Source organism: Martinezella tropici (genome assembly GCF_003287875.1).
GTDB classification, from domain to species: domain Bacteria; phylum Pseudomonadota; class Alphaproteobacteria; order Rhizobiales; family Rhizobiaceae; genus Rhizobium; species Rhizobium tropici_C.
The window spans coordinates 14,281-30,169 of record NZ_QMKK01000011.1; the positions used below are offsets into that span (position 1 = coordinate 14,281).

Genomic DNA, 15,889 nt, shown 5'->3' on the forward strand with positions numbered 1-15,889 from the left:
AATCATACTATATTCAACTGGAAATAGGCGTGGAAACTTAATGTTTCTGCGCTTTCTTTGATTCAACACGAAGGAGGCGAGCATGTCTACGAAGCAAATTCTCGCGCTCCTTAACTCGCACATCGACGGAGATGAAGATCAGCTTCTGTCGATCGCCTTGCAGATCGCTGCCCAAGAGGCCCGCCAGGGGCGCCCAGAGGATGCCGATAAGCTCAAGCGGCTTGTCCAGAAGGCCCGCGACCAGCGACGCCTCGGTAAGTCTGCGAGTGGTCAGACCCCCATTCCGCTTGCCCGCCCGCGGGGCGAGTTACAGGGGCTTGTCGAAAGCACCTATCCTAAAGTCACGCTGTCGAGCATGGTGCTGTCCGATGACATCGCCGGCCGTCTCAGGCGCATCGTTCGACAGCAACAGGAGCGTGTGACCTTACGCGAGCATGGGCAGACGCCCGCTACGCATATGCTCCTTGTCGGTCCACCTGGAACTGGCAAGACCATGACGGCCTCGGTGTTGGCTGGTGAACTTCGCCTACCACTTTTTACTGTGCGTCTGGAGTCTCTTTTCAGCCGGTTTTTCGGGGAAACAGCCGGCAAATTGCGTCTGCTCTTTGACCAGATTGCGCAGACCCGCGGAGTTTACTTACTCGACGAGTTCGACGCGATCGGCGCACGCCGTGGCGATCCAAATGATGTCGGCGAGATACGTCGTGTTTTGAACTCGGTTCTGGCATTCATGGAAGAGCCGAACTCGACTGATAGCCTTGTTCTAGCTGCGACGAACCACGTTGAAATCCTCGATGAGGCTTTGGCTCGGCGCTTTGACGAAGTGGTTGAATACACTCTTCCCAATGCTGAATCTGCTCGTGCAATCATCGAACAACGGCTGGGTAAATTTAAGTTCGCGGCCAAATCTTGGCCTGCACTTGCGACGGCGCTTGAAGGTCTGAGCCAGGGCGAATTGGTCAGGGCCACCGACGCAGTTGTTAAGGACGCTATTCTTGAGGGCGTATCGAAAGTTTCAACCGATGCGCTATACAACGCCTTGAAAAACCGCCAGACGTTGAAGTATAAGTTTCGTCGTCAGTTCGACCACTAGGCAGGTTCCACTGGTCGGATTGAATGGAACACACTTGCACAAGCAGGTCCTATGGCGGAGTCTAGTAATTTCGACGCAAGAAATCGTCCACATATATTGATCGATCTCTTCCGTGACACAGCGGCATACACTTTTCCCTCACGAAATCAGGAGCGCAAACCGCTCCGTGATGATTATGCAGCACACGCTGCCCAGCTACTGAGCCAACTGGCCGCTGCTCTCGGAGAGCAGCCGCAGGCTAGTTTCGATCCGCGCCTTGCGGTTCAGGGGTTGAAGCCAGGAACGATTGTCGAGATCACGACCCTCGCACCGGCCGAAAATTCTCGCACCAAAGCCGTTAAAATTCCTGCTGCACTCGAATTTCCGACGCAGGACGTAATGGTGCTTCGTTCTCAACGTAATGACGATCGCACCGAGAGTGCCTTGCTCTTCGTGCCGGACGATGCGCGAACCTTTTTGCAAGGGCGAATAGCCGAATATGGTCGTGCTCCGGGCAATCAACGCCGACCGGACGTCGAACGATTCGAAGTCGTCGAGGAAGTCCGGGCGTCAGAGGCTTCTTCGCTATTCACCGGCAAGGTGGACCTGAATGCACCGAATATTCTCTGGTGGGAACTTTGGGTGCGCCAACCGATCGCCCTGGCCGATCGTATCGCTGCAGCAGCGCGCAATGCGAATATCGACACGCATGAAGACCGGCTCCTCTTCCCCGATACAACGGTGCTCTTTCTTCACGCATCCGCGGCGACGATTTTCACCTTCGCGGCGATGGTCCCAGGCGCCATTACGGAAATTCGCCGGGCGACAGGAACTATTGAACCGCTCCTTGATCGGGGTGCGACGGGCATTGGCCAGCATGATTGGGTCGCAGAGCTTGCCCAACGTGTCACAGCACCCGGGCAAGAGACACCCGTCGTCTGCACCCTAGATACCGGCGTCGCCGCTGCGCATCCTCTGATCGCACCTGGCCTTCGTGGCGCGTGGGCATATGACGCAACCTGGGGGCCAGACGATCACCAGCCGAACGGCGGCCATGGAACACCACTTGTGGGACTCGTGCTATATGGCGATCTCGAGCCGCTCATGAGTGACATGCGACCTGTCGTCCTGACGCACGGCGCGGAGTCGATGAAGCTTCTGCCACCGCACGGTTTTCCGCCGACCGAGCCACCAAGCTATGGCATAGTTACACAGGGCGCAGTCAGCTCAGTCGAGATCGAAAGCCCGGGCATTCTTCGCAGCTTTTGCATCGCAACGTCCGCGACGGACTTCCCTTCAAGCCGACCGTCAACCTGGAGCGGCGCGATCGACCAGATCGCATCTGGCGCCATGCCTGGTGAAGCGGATGGTAAAGTCCCCGCCGCTGAGCTCCCCAAGCGTCTGCTGGTCGTGGCAACCGGAAACGTGTCCGGTGGAATGGCGATTGAAGTTCTTCCGTCGCAGTCGCTGGAAGATCCCTCGCAGAGCTGGAACGCTCTAACGGTCGGTGGGTTCACCCGAAAAGAACAGGCGCCAACACCTCCACCCGCACTCAATCCTGCCGTGCCGGCTAACCACCGCAGCCCGTTCAGCCGGGGATCGCAATCGCTTCCTGAGGACCTAACGCCTATCAAGCCGGAAGTCCTTTTCGAGGCGGGAAACATGGTATCTGACGCAGCGGGCTTTTGTGGCTGGGACCCCGCGGTATCGCTTCTCTCGACGGGTTCAGATGTGACTGGGGAGCCGCTGGTGCCTTTTTGGGCGACGAGCGCAGCAGCTGGCATGGCCGGCAACTTTATTGGACGCCTGCAATCCGCTAGGCCCGATCTATGGCCAGAAACACATCGCGCGCTGGCGGTAGACTCAGCTCGGTGGCCAGAGCCTATTCGTAAGCGTTTCATTGGGCGCGGCGCGCACTGGAAAACCGGGAGCAAAGCAGAGAAGCAGAAAAACCTTCGAGAATTTGGATATGGCGTTCCTGATATAGAGCGAGCGATTCTCTCAGCGCAGAACGATGCGACGTTGATTGCCCAGGCAGAGATCCAACCTTTCGCCGTCAGTGCAGACGGTAGAACCGGCGTCTTCAACGAGATGCACTTCTACGACCTTCCCTGGCCGAAAACAGCGCTGGAGCAGCTCGAAAACGAGATTGTCACAATGAAAGTGACGCTCTCCTACTTCATCGAACCGAACCTCACCGGCAAAGCGGCCACGCGACCTGACACTTATCGCTCCTTCGGCCTTCGCTTCGATATGAAGAAGCGCGGTGAGACGGATGCACACTTCCGCAGCCGGGTGTCGGCAAGTCAACAAACAGACGGCACGGAATCTGATAGTGAGCAGAGCTATTGGTTGTTAGGACCGAAAGCTGTGCAGGCCGGATCGTTGCATTGCGATCTGTGGCGAGGCTACGCAGCGGATTTGGCTCTGCACGACGCGATCGCCGTCTATCCAGTCGGGGGCTGGTGGAAGTCCCACGCAGGGCAAAAGCGCATGACCGATACGGGCCGATACGCTTTAGTCATCTCGATCTCTGCTCCGGGCCAGAACATCGACCTCTATTCCGACGTCGCAGCCCTTGTGAACGCGAAGGAAATTGAAGTTACACTTAACTAGAATACTCTCCGGTGAGCGCTCACACCGATATACGATGCGCCCCGGCAGGGAGTGCCAAGAATAATCCCGTTAGGGCGACCGCCTTACATTTTCCCTGTAATCGGTCGAAATCGAACGCTCGAAGAAGCAATTCAGCAATCTTCTATGCCTAATGATGCCTCGGCAATTTCGACCACGAGATTTAATTATGGAAAACTCAGCCGCTTTGAAACATCCGGAATCTACACTCGACATTAAGGAAAAAGTCGACTTCCTAGGATTCTGTAAAGTTTTATTCACAGGAGAAGCAGCAAAAAGGTTCAATAATGCAAAGTTAGTTTCAGATTACCTAGGAATGATCACAAGATTTGGATTTATCTGGGGTCTCTTCGTTTGGATAAACGTTAATCCTCAATTTATTACAGAATCACTAAGGTGGCCTAACTGGTATTATTGGCCCCTTTATGTGAGCACGCTAGTCTTTGCATTCCCGATGGGAGTTTGCCTTGTGACAATTCCATTGATGCTTCTTTATAGCGAGGTGAAATGGTTAAGGGAGGATTTGGGGTCGAAAGTGGCGACTATCTTTTATGCAATATGGCTTGTCTCCGTTGCCGGCATCATCGCAATCATATCGTTCCAGCCAATATTCCAAGCACTGACAGCTAAGGGCTAGCTGTCTGCAGAATATCTATTGGCGAGCCCAATTAAGCTCTAGTCGACCTTCTTCAGCACGCAGGGCAAGGATCTGCTCGAGGTTCGGATAGATTTCAAGGACAACACCCGCGGAAAAGAACGCATTTCGAACCTCTGGAACTTCAACCGCGCTGGGAATGGCGGCTTGCGTCCCCCGCGCAAATCCAAAAGCGCTGGTCGTCATGGCGTATACGACGGCCCATCCAATTACCTCGGATATTGCGGAATAAGCAGGCAATGACAATTCTGCGACGTGGGGGAGGATGATAGCCGCCTCCGTTCCCGTGCGCCTCGCCTGAAAGACCTGGAAGTGCCTAAGAAGGTTGCTCAATCTCTCTTGTGAAATAAGGTCTGCATTTTCAATTACCTCCTTCAAAACTGAAATGCAGTGGTCTGGCACAGTCTGGAATACCACTGCAGGAGGTAACTCATAGCCTACAGGCTGGTGCCCCTCCGCAAACCTCAACCTCATGTTATTCAGGGCTATCAAGCAAAGTTCGGAGAGTATCGCAGGTAACACCGCTCGCGCGGCAGCCAACGATCGCTGCCGTCGCTCTTCCTCGATCTCGTATGCTTGACGGATTTGAGCTTTGTTCCCCTGGAGTGCAAAAAGAGCTGCCCCAATCGAAAAAAGTGCGACTACGATATTTCCGAAGAAGCTCACCCAGTCGTCGTCTTTCAAATGAAAATCGATCATCGTGAATGCCACCAGAAATACCAGAGTGGAAATAAACGCCCCCAGCGCCACTCCGTCCATATAGGAAATGCGCCTGTCGGTAGGCTTGCTCATTGCATGGGCTCCGCTCCTATCAGTTCAATCAAGATCTAAATCGTTGTTCGATTCGTGCCTAGGTGAACTTCGGTGAGACGGCAGCCTCTATCGCACGACATCGTTCGGCGAAATGGAAGTGCCGGGGGTGTGGATGAACTATCGAAAGCATAGTTCAGCGCTGGCTCTAACTAGCTTCAACGGATTCGTATAGTGCGGGGTAACCCAGGCCCAAAATGGCGGAGAGGGTGGGATTTGAACCCACGATACCCTTGCAGGTATGCCGCATTTCGAGTGCGGTGCATTCGACCACTCTGCCACCTCTCCGGTTATGCTGGTCGGCGCGTTTTTCAGCGCGGGCTGTCTCATAGCGACAGAAGAGGAGGATGGCAAGGGCGAATATGAAAGCTTTTCATCCTTTCGCCTTGACAGATCAGGGGCGCTTATATATCCCGTGCGACGCAATAGGTGTGGATAAGTCCGCGCCTTTCTCACCCTGCTTCGCGCAGGGTTTCACCGGCAGAATTTTTTGAGGGCTCAAGCCTTTGGAATCCCTGCTAAGTTTCGACTGATAAAAAGACGGCCGCTCGTCCTTTGGGCGAGAGAGCCGGAACGAACATGAAAGGATAAAAAATGTTCGCAGTCATCAAGACCGGCGGTAAGCAGTACCGTGTGGCAGCCAACGACGTGCTGACCATCGAGAAGCTCGAAGTCACCGCCGGCGACACCGTAGAATTCACCGAAGTCCTCGTTATCGGCGAAGGCGCCGACGCTGCGATTGGTGCTCCCTTCGTCAAGGGCGCCTCCGTCAAGGCCGAAGTGGTCGAGCACAACCGCGGCAAGAAGGTCATCGCCTTCAAGAAGCGCCGTCGTCAGAACTCGAAGCGTTCGCGCGGCCATCGCCAGCATCACACGGTTGTCCGCATTACGGACATCGTGGCTGCCAAGTAAGTAACGGGATCAAGGTTTAAAGGAGAACTCCAATGGCACACAAAAAAGCTGGCGGTTCCTCGCGCAACGGTCGCGATTCCGAATCCAAGCGCCTTGGCGTGAAGAAGTTCGGCGGCGAAGCCGTCATCGCAGGTAACATTATCGTGCGTCAGCGCGGTACGCAGTGGCATCCGGGCGCCAATGTCGGCCTCGGCAAGGATCACACGATTTTTGCGCTTACGGCGGGCAACGTGAATTACCGTACGAAGGCCAACGGCCGCGTGTACGTGTCTGTAATGCCGAAAGCGGAAGCAGCGGAATAAGCCGGTAGCGCTCTAAAACAGCCGGCGTCTCATCGACCCGGCTGACCGCATCAGGTTCAGTCCAGAAAACAGGGGAGATGGGGCGCCATCTCCCCTTTTTCTTTACCCTCAACCAAGGAGGACTGAACCATGCAAGGCGAATTGTTAAGGGAAGGCCAATCGAGGTCTCCCGAAGAACGGCTGAGGCCGGATAGATTAAGGACCGATTGCCCTGTCTTACTGTCGGAAAGGCTCGTTCTGCGCGCGCCCCACGAAGAAGACATCGACGCCCTTGCCCATCTCGCCAACAACGCCAATGTCGCCACAATGGTATCGCGTATGCCGCACCCGTATACGAACGCCGATGCCGCCGATTTCGTGCGACGCACGAAGCTTGGCGAGATTGGCAAGTGCGTCTATGCCATTACCAAAGCCGACAATGGCGCCTTTCTCGGTTGCTGCGGGGTCGAGCCCACTGGCGATCCGAATACGGTCGAGATCGGTTACTGGTTGGGCGAGCCCTACTGGAACCAGGGCTACACCACGGAAGCGGCCCATGCCCTCATCGACATGGTCTTCCGCACGCGTGAGAACGTCGCGCAGATCGATGCCCGCTGCCGGGTGACGAACGTCGCCTCCAGGCGCGTCGTGCAGAAGTGCGGCTTCCAGTTCCAGGGATCCGGCCTTGCCGCGTCGCTGGCGCTTGGCAGCACCGTGCCGGTTGAATGGTACAGGCTCGACCGCAAGACCTGGATCTCGCTGCGCAGCTGGGGAGGCATGAGATGAACGCTCTCGCCCTCACCCGCCGCGATGCCCGGACCCTAATGCCCGGGCCGACGCCGGTCATCCAGACCGGCCGACTGACGCTGCGCCCGCACCGGCTCAGCGACGCCGATATGATTGCGGAATCGCTTTCGGATTTCGCCGTCACCCGCATGCTGGCCCGCATTCCCGCGCCCTATGACCGGCAGGATGCGCTCGACTGGCTGATCGAGCACACCTCCGGCCTCGGTGTCGATTGGCAGCTCGCCATCTCCGAGCGGGATGATGCCCATATCGGCTGTGTCGGCATCGAGCTTCGCCACGGCCGCTGGCACCTCGGTTACTGGCTGAACCGCTTCTACTGGCGGCAAGGTATCATGACCGAAGCAGTCAAGGCTTCGCTCGAACGTTTTGCCCGCCGCATGCCCGAAGTCGCCGTTCATTCCGGCGTCTTCGCCGACAATCCGGCATCGCTCAAGCTGCAGCAGAAGCTCGGCTTCGAGATCACCGATTGCTCGGAGATCTACAGCTTTGCCCGCAACACCATGGTTCCGCATATCGAAACCGTGCTGAAGCCGGGCGCGCTGCGGCTCTCGCAGGCGGCCTAAGGCCCTGAGAACAGGTCATCGCCGGCTCGTCCGGCGATGACTGTCATACCAATCATGAAGTTCCGCCTCTTTATGGCACTGGAACCGCACGATATTCTTTGACCTCAGCCCGAAGCGCCTATATCGAAGGCGACATGACGGGCAAACGGCCGCCCGATGTGTCTTTTGGATGCAGAAAGAGCGGCAGATATTGAAAAGAGCGCATAGGCTTTTGTGAATCCCATTCGATCCGAAGGGATATGCGCCGACACCGGGTGACGGACGTAAGATGAAATTTCTCGATGAAGCAAAAGTCTATATTCGCTCGGGCGATGGTGGCGCAGGCAGCGTCTCCTTCCGCCGCGAGAAATTCATCGAGTTCGGCGGCCCGGATGGCGGCGATGGCGGCCGCGGCGGCGATGTCTGGGTCGAGGCCGTCAACGGCCTGAATACGTTGATCGATTTCCGCTACCAGCAGCACTTCAAGGCGAAGGTCGGCATGCACGGCATGGGCAAGAACCGCGCCGGCGCCAAGGGCGATGACGTGACGCTGAAAGTGCCGGTGGGAACGCAGATTTTCGAAGAAGACCAGGAAACGCTGATCTGCGATCTGACGGAAGAGGGCCAACGCTTCCGCCTGGCCGCCGGCGGCAATGGCGGCTTCGGCAATGCCTATTTCAAATCCTCGGTCAATCAGGCGCCGGACTGGGCCAATCCAGGCCTCCCGGGCGAAGAAAAGACCCTTTGGCTGCGGCTGAAGCTGATCGCCGATGCCGGCCTCGTCGGTCTGCCGAATGCCGGGAAATCGACCTTCCTTGCAGCCGTCAGCCGCGCGCGGCCGAAGATCGCCAACTATCCCTTCACGACGCTGCACCCTAATCTCGGCGTTGCCACCATCGACGGCCAGGAATTCATTCTGGCTGACATTCCCGGCCTGATCGAAGGCGCCCATGAGGGCGTCGGCATCGGCGACCGCTTCCTCGGCCATGTCGAGCGCACCCGCGTGCTGTTGCATCTTGTCTCCGCCCAGGAAGAGAAGGTCGGCAAGGCCTACAAGACCGTGAAGCATGAGCTGGAAGCCTATGGCAACGACATCACGGACAAGCCGGAAATCGTCGCCCTCTCGCAGATCGACGTGCTGGACGAGGAAACGCTGAAGAAGAAGACGCGCGAGCTGGCGCGGGCCTGCGGTAAGACGCCCTTCCAGATTTCCGCCGCCACCGGACGCGGCATGACGGAAGTGTTGCGCGCGCTGCGCGACGTGATTGTCGAAGCCAATGCCGGCGAAGCGGATAAGCCCGCGAAAACGCCGAAGCTGCGGCACCGAGACATGCAGCTTTCCGACGATGCGGGCGAGGATGATCGCCGTAGTGACGACGGGGATCATCAGGGATGACTGCCCGCAAGCCGCTTGATCGCTACCGCCGCATCGTCATCAAGATCGGCTCTGCCCTTCTCGTCGATCGCAAGACCGGCTTGAAGAAATCCTGGCTCGACGGCATGTGTGCGGATATCGCCGCACTGAAAGCTAAGGGCATCGATGTGCTGGTGGTTTCCTCGGGCGCGATCGCGCTCGGCCGTTCCGTGCTCGACCTGCCCTCCGGAGCGCTGAAGCTGGAGGAGAGCCAGGCAGCGGCGGCGGTTGGGCAGATTTCGCTGGCCCGCGCCTGGTCGGAAAGCCTGTCGCATGACAATATCGTCGCCGGCCAGATCCTGCTGACGCTCGGCGACACTGAAGAGCGTCGCCGTTATCTTAACGCCCGCGCCACCATCAACCAGCTCCTGAAGATCGGCGCGGTGCCGATCATCAACGAGAACGATACGGTCGCGACCAGCGAAATCCGCTATGGCGACAATGATCGCCTCGCCGCCCGCGTCGCCACCATGACCGGCGCCGATCTTTTGGTGCTGCTGTCGGATATTGACGGCCTCTACACCGCCCCGCCGCATCTCGATCCCCAGGCGAAATTCCTCGATACGATCGCCGAGATCACGCCCGAGATCGAGGCCATGGCCGGCGGTGCCGCCTCGGAACTTTCGCGCGGCGGCATGCGCACGAAAATCGACGCGGGCAAGATCGCAACCGGCGCCGGATGCGCCATGATCATCGCATCGGGCAAGACCGACCGGCCGCTGAACGCGATCGAAAGCGGCGCCCGCTCCTCCTGGTTCGCGCCGTCAGGCACACCCGTTACCGCTCGCAAGACCTGGATTGCCGGTCAGCTGCAGCCGGCGGGTGAATTGCATGTCGACGATGGCGCGGTGACCGCGCTTGGCGCCGGCAAGAGCCTGCTGCCCGCCGGTGTGCGCCGCGTCGTCGGCCATTTCGGCCGCGGTGATACCGTTGCCGTCATCGGGCCCTCCGGCCGCGAGATCGCCCGCGGCCTTGTCGGCTACGACGCCGAAGAGGCCCGCCAGATTACCGGCCGCAAATCGGCTGAGATCGAGGCGATCCTCGGCTATGCCGGCCGCGCCGCCATGGTGCATCGCGACGACCTCGTCATGACCGCTTCCGTCAAGACGAAGGCCGAGAAATCGAAGAAGGATGAAGCTCATGCTTGATACTGTCGCACAAAGCCCCGACATCGATGCGCTGATGAATGATATCGGCCGCAAGGCCCGGGCTGCGTCGCGACCGTTGGCCTTCGCGTCGACTGAAAGCAAGAACAAGGCCCTGAATGCCATGGCGGATGCCATTCTGGCCCGAAAGGATCATATCCTCTCTGAGAACGCCAAGGACCTGAAAGACGTCGAAGGCACCGATATGCTCGCCTCCTTCGTCGATCGCCTGACGCTGAACGACAAGCGCGTCGCCGAGATGGCCGAAGGCATCCGCGCCATTGCTGCCCTCGCCGATCCCGTCGGCGAAGTCATTGCCGCCTGGGACCGCCCCAACGGCCTGAAGATCGAGCGCGTCCGCACGCCGCTTGGCGTCATCGGCGTCATCTTCGAAAGCCGACCGAACGTGACCGCCGACGCCGGCGCACTGTGCCTGAAGGCCGGCAATGCCGTGATCCTGCGTTGCGGCAGCGACTCGCGCCGCTCCTCGCAGGCGATCCATGAGTGCCTGGTCGAAGGATTGAAGGCTGCCGGCTTGCCGGAACATGCTATCCAACTCGTGCCCGTCAGCGATCGCGCCGCCGTCGGCGCCATGTTGCGCGGCCTCGAAGGCAATATCGACGTCATTGTCCCGCGCGGCGGCAAGAGCTTGGTCGGACGCGTGCAGACCGAGGCGCGCGTGCCGGTCTTTGCCCATCTTGAGGGCCTTTGTCATATCTACATCGATGCGTCGGCTGATCTCGACATGGCGAAATCCATCGTCGTCAACGCCAAGATGCGCCGCACCGGCATTTGCGGTGCCGCCGAAACGTTGCTGGTCGACAAGAAGGTTGCCTCCACCCATCTGAAGCCGCTGCTCGACGGCCTTGCCGCGGCAGGCTGCGAAATCCGTGGCTCCACCGATGTCCTGCAGGTCGTTCCCGGCCTCAAAGCGGCAACGGAAGAGGATTGGACGACGGAGTATCTGGCCGCGATCATCTCCGTCGCGCTGGTCGATGGCATTTCCGGAGCAATCGACCATATCGGCAAATATTCGTCGAACCATACCGAAGCCGTGATTGCCGAAGATCCTCGTGTTGTCGAACGCTTCTTCACCGAGATCGATTCGGCGATCCTGCTGCACAACGCCTCGACGCAATTTGCCGATGGCGGCGAATTCGGCATGGGTGCTGAAATCGGCATCGCCACCGGCAAGATGCACGCGCGCGGGCCTGTTGGCGTCGAGCAGCTCACCTCTTTCAAATATCGCGTTCGCGGCACCGGACAGATACGGCCCTGACGTGCTGAAGGAAGAGGTCGATCAACGCTATCTGCGCATGCCCCATGCCGAGCGCGGCATGGTGGTCGGTCTTTTCGGGGGATCCTTCAATCCGCCGCATGAAGGCCACGCACTCGTGGCCGAGATCGCCATCCGAAGGCTGGGCCTCGATCAGCTCTGGTGGATGGTGACGCCGGGCAACCCGCTTAAGAGCCGCAATCATCTGGCGCCGCTCGCCGAACGTATCACGCTCAGCGAACGGCTTCTCCACGACCCGCGCATCAAGGTGACCGCCTTCGAGCAGACGCTGGGCATGAGCTACACCGCCAACACGTTGGCGCATGTGAAGGCACGCAACAGTCATGTCCACTTCATCTGGATCATGGGTGCCGACAGCCTGAATACGTTTCACCGCTGGCAGAAATGGCAGGAAATCGCCCGCACCTTCCCGATCGCCGTCATTGACCGGCCGGGATCGACGCTATCCTATCTCTCGGCCAAGATGGCCAAGACCTTCCATTACGCGCGCGTCGACGAGGATGACGCCCGCGTGCTCTGGAAGAAGCGGGCGCCGGCCTGGACCTTCATTCACGGACCGCGCTCGGCGCTCAGCTCGACAGCCCTACGCGACGCACAATAATCGATCCAAATTCCTGGCCAAAATTTTTAGGAAGAGTTTAAAAATAAAAAGCCCGACGCGGGAGGAGGTGCGTCGGGCTTTTGAACCTGATCAGCAACTGGGAGGAGGAGAGTTGCTGATCCATATCGAACGGCATTGGGAGGAGGAGATTGCCGTTTCGATGATTATGTTTTAGCAGATTTTACCGATATATAAATGGCCGATTGCGCAATGCAGCAATGCAACAGACGCATGTCTCTGAAAATTTTCTGCCCAAAAAACGCTTCTTTTCCAAATTTTTCAGGATTTGATTTTCATTGTCGAACTTAATTCGGCGAAAGAATGGCACGGGACCCCACGTTTCGTAACGTTAAGTCTCGCTTCGTGAGCGTTCGCCAATCCACTGGGCAAATCCAGTCATGCATTTTTGTAATGCCCAAGATCGTTCGTATGCGCTGCGCCACGGAAAATCCATAGAATTCGTAGGGTTACACGATCGCTTCGCGATGTATTTTTGTAAATACATCCCTAGTCAAGTCTCGCGTGTCGTTATATCTCTCAAAATATGTCGATATCTTTGGAGAGAATAAAATGGCCACCAGCCGACGCCGATGGATCAAGCTTGCAACCGCCGCCCTTTCCGCCGCGTGGCTGGGCCTCTCGAGCGCGCCTGTGCCGGCATTCGCCGCCGACAAGATCGTGGTTTTTGCCGCCGCTAGCATGAAAAACGCACTTGATAATGCCGACGCCGCCTTCACCAAGGAAACCGGCAAGGAAGTCACCGTCTCCTATGCGGCAAGTGGCCCGCTCGCCAAACAGCTTGAAAACGGCGCACCGGCCGATGTCTTCATCTCCGCCGACACAAACTGGATGGATTATGTTGCCAGCAAGAAGCTGATCAAGGACGATAGCCGCGTCAACCTTCTTGGTAACAAGCTCGTCCTCGTTGCCGCCAAGGACAAGGTGAAGCCCGTCGAAATCAAGCAGGGCTTGGACCTGGCCGGCCTGCTCGGCGACGGCCGCCTAGCGATCGGCCAACCGGAATCGGTGCCGGCTGGCAAATACGGCAAGACGGCGCTGGAAAAACTTGGCATCTGGGCTTCCGTCGAAAAGAAGATCGCCGGCGCCGAAAGCGTGCGCGCCGCCCTCGCACTGGTTTCGCGCGGCGAAGCGCCTTACGGCATCGTCTATCAGACCGATGTCTCGGCCGATCCGGGCGTTGCCGTCGTCGGCACCTTCCCGGCCGACAGCCACCCGCCGATCGTCTATCCGATCGCCATCACCAGCAGCAGCAAGAACGCGGATGTACAAGCCTATTTCGACTTTGTGAAATCGGCTAAGGCTGGACCATTCTTCGAGCACGAGGGCTTCACGATCCTGAAGCAGTGAGCGTCATCACCGCAAGTCAGGCATGAAAAGTTCAAGCCATCAGGCTCGCAGGCTCGTGGCGAGCCTGAGATGTTTAAGGGGGCGGGTATTTGGAAGCGTTGGGTCTGAGCAGCGACGAATGGACGGCGATAGAGCTGAGCTTGCGGGTTTCCATCGTCGCCATGCTGGTCAGCCTGCCCTTCGGCATTGTCGCCGCACTCCTGCTCGCACGCGGTCGGTTCTGGGGCAAATCGGTCCTCAATGGCATCATCCATCTGCCGCTGATCCTGCCGCCCGTCGTTACTGGCTTCATCCTCCTCATCCTCTTCGGCCGCAAGGGGCCGATCGGATCTTTGCTTGATCAATATCTCGGTATCGTTTTCTCCTTCCGCTGGACGGGTGCCGCACTTGCCTGCGGCGTCATGGGCTTCCCGCTGATGGTCCGAAGCATCCGCCTGTCGATCGAAGCCGTCGACCGCAAGCTGGAGGAAGCCGCCGGCACATTGGGCGCCAGCCCCATATGGACCTTTCTGACGGTCACCCTGCCCTTGATCCTGCCCGGGATCATCGCCGGCATGATTCTCTCCTTCGCCAAGGCCATGGGCGAGTTCGGCGCCACCATCACCTTCGTCTCCAATATTCCCGGCGAGACGCAGACGCTATCGTCTGCCATTTATACCTTCACCCAGGTTCCGGGCGGCGATGCCGGCGCCATGCGGCTCACCATCGTCGCCATCGTCATTTCCATGGCAGCGCTGCTCGCTTCTGAATTCCTTGCCTATCTCGCCGGACGGAGGGTGGATTTCGAATGACGCTTTCGGTCGATATCCGCCACCGCCTCGGCGCCTTTTCGCTGGAGGCTGCCTTCACGTCCGATGGCGGCGTGACGGCCCTTTTTGGCCGCTCCGGCTCCGGCAAGACGTCGATCGTCCGCATCATTGCCGGCCTCACGCGCCCTGATCACGGCCATGTCAGCCTCGACGATACCGTACTTGCCGACACCAGCAGGCAGGTCTTCGTGCCGCGTCACCACCGCCGCTTCGGCTATGTCTTTCAGGAAGCACGCCTGTTTCCGCATCTTTCGGTACGACAGAACCTCAATTACGGCCGTTGGTTTGCGCCCAAAAGCGAGCGCGGTGAAAGCTTTGACGGCGTCGTCGATCTCCTTGGCATCAGTGCTCTTCTCGATCGCCGGCCAGCAAAACTTTCCGGCGGCGAGAAGCAGCGCGTCGCGATCGGGCGCGCCCTGCTTTCCTCGCCGCGCCTCCTATTGATGGACGAGCCGCTTGCCGCCCTCGACGAAGCCCGCAAGGCGGAAATCCTGCCCTATCTCGAGCGGCTGCGCGACGAGACGAAGATCCCGATCATCTATGTCAGTCACTCGATGGCCGAGGTGGCACGCCTCGCCAGCCGCGTCGTCGTCATGCGTGATGGCAAGGTCGAGACGATCGGCGCCGCCGTCGATATTTTCAGCCAGCTGTCCGGCCCGCTGGCGGCCGATCGCCGCGAAGCCGGTGTACTGCTGGAAGGCCGCGTGGAGTCGGTGGACGACCAGCATCATCTGACCGTTATTGCCCTGAAGACGGCGAAACTGGTGGTGCCGGGTCAGGCCGTCGCTATCGGCAAGACCGTGCGCGTCCATATCCCCGCCCGCGACGTCATGCTGGCGACAACGCGGCCAGAAGGTCTCAGCGCCCTCAATATCCTCGACGGCGAAGTGCTGGGGATCGGTGCGGCCGCGGACGGAACGGCGGAGATCAGGATCGATTGCGGCGGCGACGCGGTGCTTGCACGCATCACGCAATTCTCCGCCGAGCGGCTGGGATTACGCATCGGCCTACCGATCCATGCTGTTATCAAGACCGTGGCGCTCGAACATTGATCAGGATTTTTCCTGGGAAGCCTTAGCGGGGTTGCGATTGGCCTCGAGCCAGTTGAGATCGTCGGCTATTGCTGCCCGCAGCGTCGTTTCCATGCCACGGAAACGCTGCAGCAACTCCTCGCCGAACGGCGTCAGGGCCGCGCCGCCGCCCTTCTGCCCACCGCGCTGCGACTCCACCACAGGCTCGCGGAACATATGGTTCAATTCGCTGATGAGCAGCCAGGCCCGGCGGTAGGACATATCCATGGCGCGGCCGGCGGCCGAGATCGAGCCGGTCTCCTGTATATGTTCGAGAAGCTCCATCTTGCCGCGCCCGAGCCGATCCTGCCCCGAAAAACTGATCCGGAGAATAGGCTTCAAGGGCGGTTGCGGAGCATTTGTCATGGCATCTGTAACGGTTTGGTTTACCGGGAACACGATGCCGAAAACTGTAAGCGATTTTCGGATAACATCATGCTCTATCTATTTGATGCTAGCGCGGATTCAGATT

At 58.7% G+C, this 15,889-nt stretch carries 16 protein-coding genes and 1 tRNA gene; 14 read left to right on the top strand and 3 right to left on the bottom strand.

Annotated features, from left to right (window positions below):
• Nucleotides 1–82: 82 nt before the first annotated feature.
• The 3 genes from DQ393_RS00215 to DQ393_RS00225 all read left to right on the top strand — a co-directional run bounded on the left by DQ393_RS00215 (nt 83) and on the right by DQ393_RS00225 (nt 4,343).
• The gene (locus tag DQ393_RS00215; RefSeq protein ID WP_112339823.1) at nt 83–1,093 is read left to right on the top strand and encodes an AAA family ATPase; all 1,011 of its coding nucleotides are present in this window, start codon (nt 83–85) and stop codon (nt 1,091–1,093) included.
• Nucleotides 1,094–1,144: 51 nt separating this feature from the next.
• Nucleotides 1,145–3,688 (top strand): S8 family peptidase, encoded by a 2,544-nt coding sequence (locus DQ393_RS00220; RefSeq protein ID WP_112339824.1) that lies wholly within the window; start codon nt 1,145–1,147, stop codon nt 3,686–3,688.
• 187 nt (nt 3,689–3,875) lie between these two features.
• On the top strand, nt 3,876–4,343 hold the full coding sequence (locus DQ393_RS00225) for a hypothetical protein (RefSeq protein WP_112339825.1): 468 nt from the start codon (nt 3,876–3,878) through the stop codon (nt 4,341–4,343).
• A gap of 15 nt (nt 4,344–4,358) precedes the next feature.
• On the opposite strand, the gene DQ393_RS00230 is transcribed toward DQ393_RS00225, so the two are convergent.
• Together DQ393_RS00230 and DQ393_RS00235 are read right to left on the bottom strand one after the other, a co-directional pair.
• Nucleotides 4,359–5,153, bottom strand: a complete 795-nt coding sequence (locus tag DQ393_RS00230) for a hypothetical protein (RefSeq protein ID WP_112339826.1) — start codon at nt 5,151–5,153, stop codon at nt 4,359–4,361.
• Nucleotides 5,154–5,369: 216 nt separating this feature from the next.
• A tRNA-Ser gene (locus tag DQ393_RS00235) sits at nt 5,370–5,459 on the bottom strand.
• Nucleotides 5,460–5,765: 306 nt separating this feature from the next.
• Here DQ393_RS00235 and rplU point away from each other — a divergent pair.
• The 11 genes from rplU (at nt 5,766) to modC (ending at nt 15,399) form a co-directional block, all read left to right on the top strand.
• Nucleotides 5,766–6,083, top strand: a complete 318-nt coding sequence (gene rplU / locus DQ393_RS00240) for a 50S ribosomal protein L21 (protein WP_028753733.1) — start codon at nt 5,766–5,768, stop codon at nt 6,081–6,083.
• A 32-nt stretch (nt 6,084–6,115) separates the two neighbouring features.
• Complete coding sequence (gene rpmA / locus DQ393_RS00245) at nt 6,116–6,385, top strand: 50S ribosomal protein L27 (RefSeq protein WP_112339827.1); 270 nt, start codon at nt 6,116–6,118, stop codon at nt 6,383–6,385.
• A gap of 129 nt (nt 6,386–6,514) precedes the next feature.
• Nucleotides 6,515–7,150: a GNAT family N-acetyltransferase gene (locus tag DQ393_RS00250; protein ID WP_112339828.1), complete on the top strand. Its 636-nt coding sequence runs from the start codon at nt 6,515–6,517 to the stop codon at nt 7,148–7,150.
• Entirely contained in the window at nt 7,147–7,734 is a 588-nt protein-coding gene (locus DQ393_RS00255) for a GNAT family N-acetyltransferase (protein ID WP_112339829.1), read from the top strand. Before DQ393_RS00250 ends, DQ393_RS00255 begins: the two co-directional genes overlap by 4 nt.
• A 268-nt stretch (nt 7,735–8,002) precedes the next feature.
• The gene (gene obgE / locus DQ393_RS00260) at nt 8,003–9,109 is read left to right on the top strand and encodes a GTPase ObgE (protein WP_112339830.1); all 1,107 of its coding nucleotides are present in this window, start codon (nt 8,003–8,005) and stop codon (nt 9,107–9,109) included.
• Complete coding sequence (gene proB / locus DQ393_RS00265) at nt 9,106–10,275, top strand: glutamate 5-kinase (protein ID WP_112339831.1); 1,170 nt, start codon at nt 9,106–9,108, stop codon at nt 10,273–10,275. Before obgE ends, proB begins: the two co-directional genes overlap by 4 nt.
• Nucleotides 10,268–11,551 (top strand): glutamate-5-semialdehyde dehydrogenase, encoded by a 1,284-nt coding sequence (locus DQ393_RS00270; protein ID WP_112339936.1) that lies wholly within the window; start codon nt 10,268–10,270, stop codon nt 11,549–11,551. The genes proB and DQ393_RS00270 overlap by 8 nt, the downstream gene beginning before the upstream one ends.
• A gap of 37 nt (nt 11,552–11,588) precedes the next feature.
• Nucleotides 11,589–12,170: a nicotinate-nucleotide adenylyltransferase gene (locus DQ393_RS00275; protein WP_245430224.1), complete on the top strand. Its 582-nt coding sequence runs from the start codon at nt 11,589–11,591 to the stop codon at nt 12,168–12,170.
• Between the two features lie 570 nt (nt 12,171–12,740).
• Complete coding sequence (gene modA, locus DQ393_RS00280; protein WP_112339833.1) at nt 12,741–13,538, top strand: molybdate ABC transporter substrate-binding protein; 798 nt, start codon at nt 12,741–12,743, stop codon at nt 13,536–13,538.
• Between the two features lie 89 nt (nt 13,539–13,627).
• A complete protein-coding gene (gene modB / locus DQ393_RS00285; protein ID WP_112339834.1) occupies nt 13,628–14,329 on the top strand; it encodes a molybdate ABC transporter permease subunit in 702 nt (233 codons plus the stop codon).
• On the top strand, nt 14,326–15,399 hold the full coding sequence (gene modC, locus DQ393_RS00290; RefSeq protein WP_112339835.1) for a molybdenum ABC transporter ATP-binding protein: 1,074 nt from the start codon (nt 14,326–14,328) through the stop codon (nt 15,397–15,399). Before modB ends, modC begins: the two co-directional genes overlap by 4 nt.
• Here the strand turns inward: modC and DQ393_RS00295 are convergent, their stop codons facing one another.
• Entirely contained in the window at nt 15,400–15,783 is a 384-nt protein-coding gene (locus DQ393_RS00295) for a winged helix-turn-helix domain-containing protein (protein ID WP_112339836.1), read from the bottom strand.
• Nucleotides 15,784–15,889: the final 106 nt, after the last annotated feature.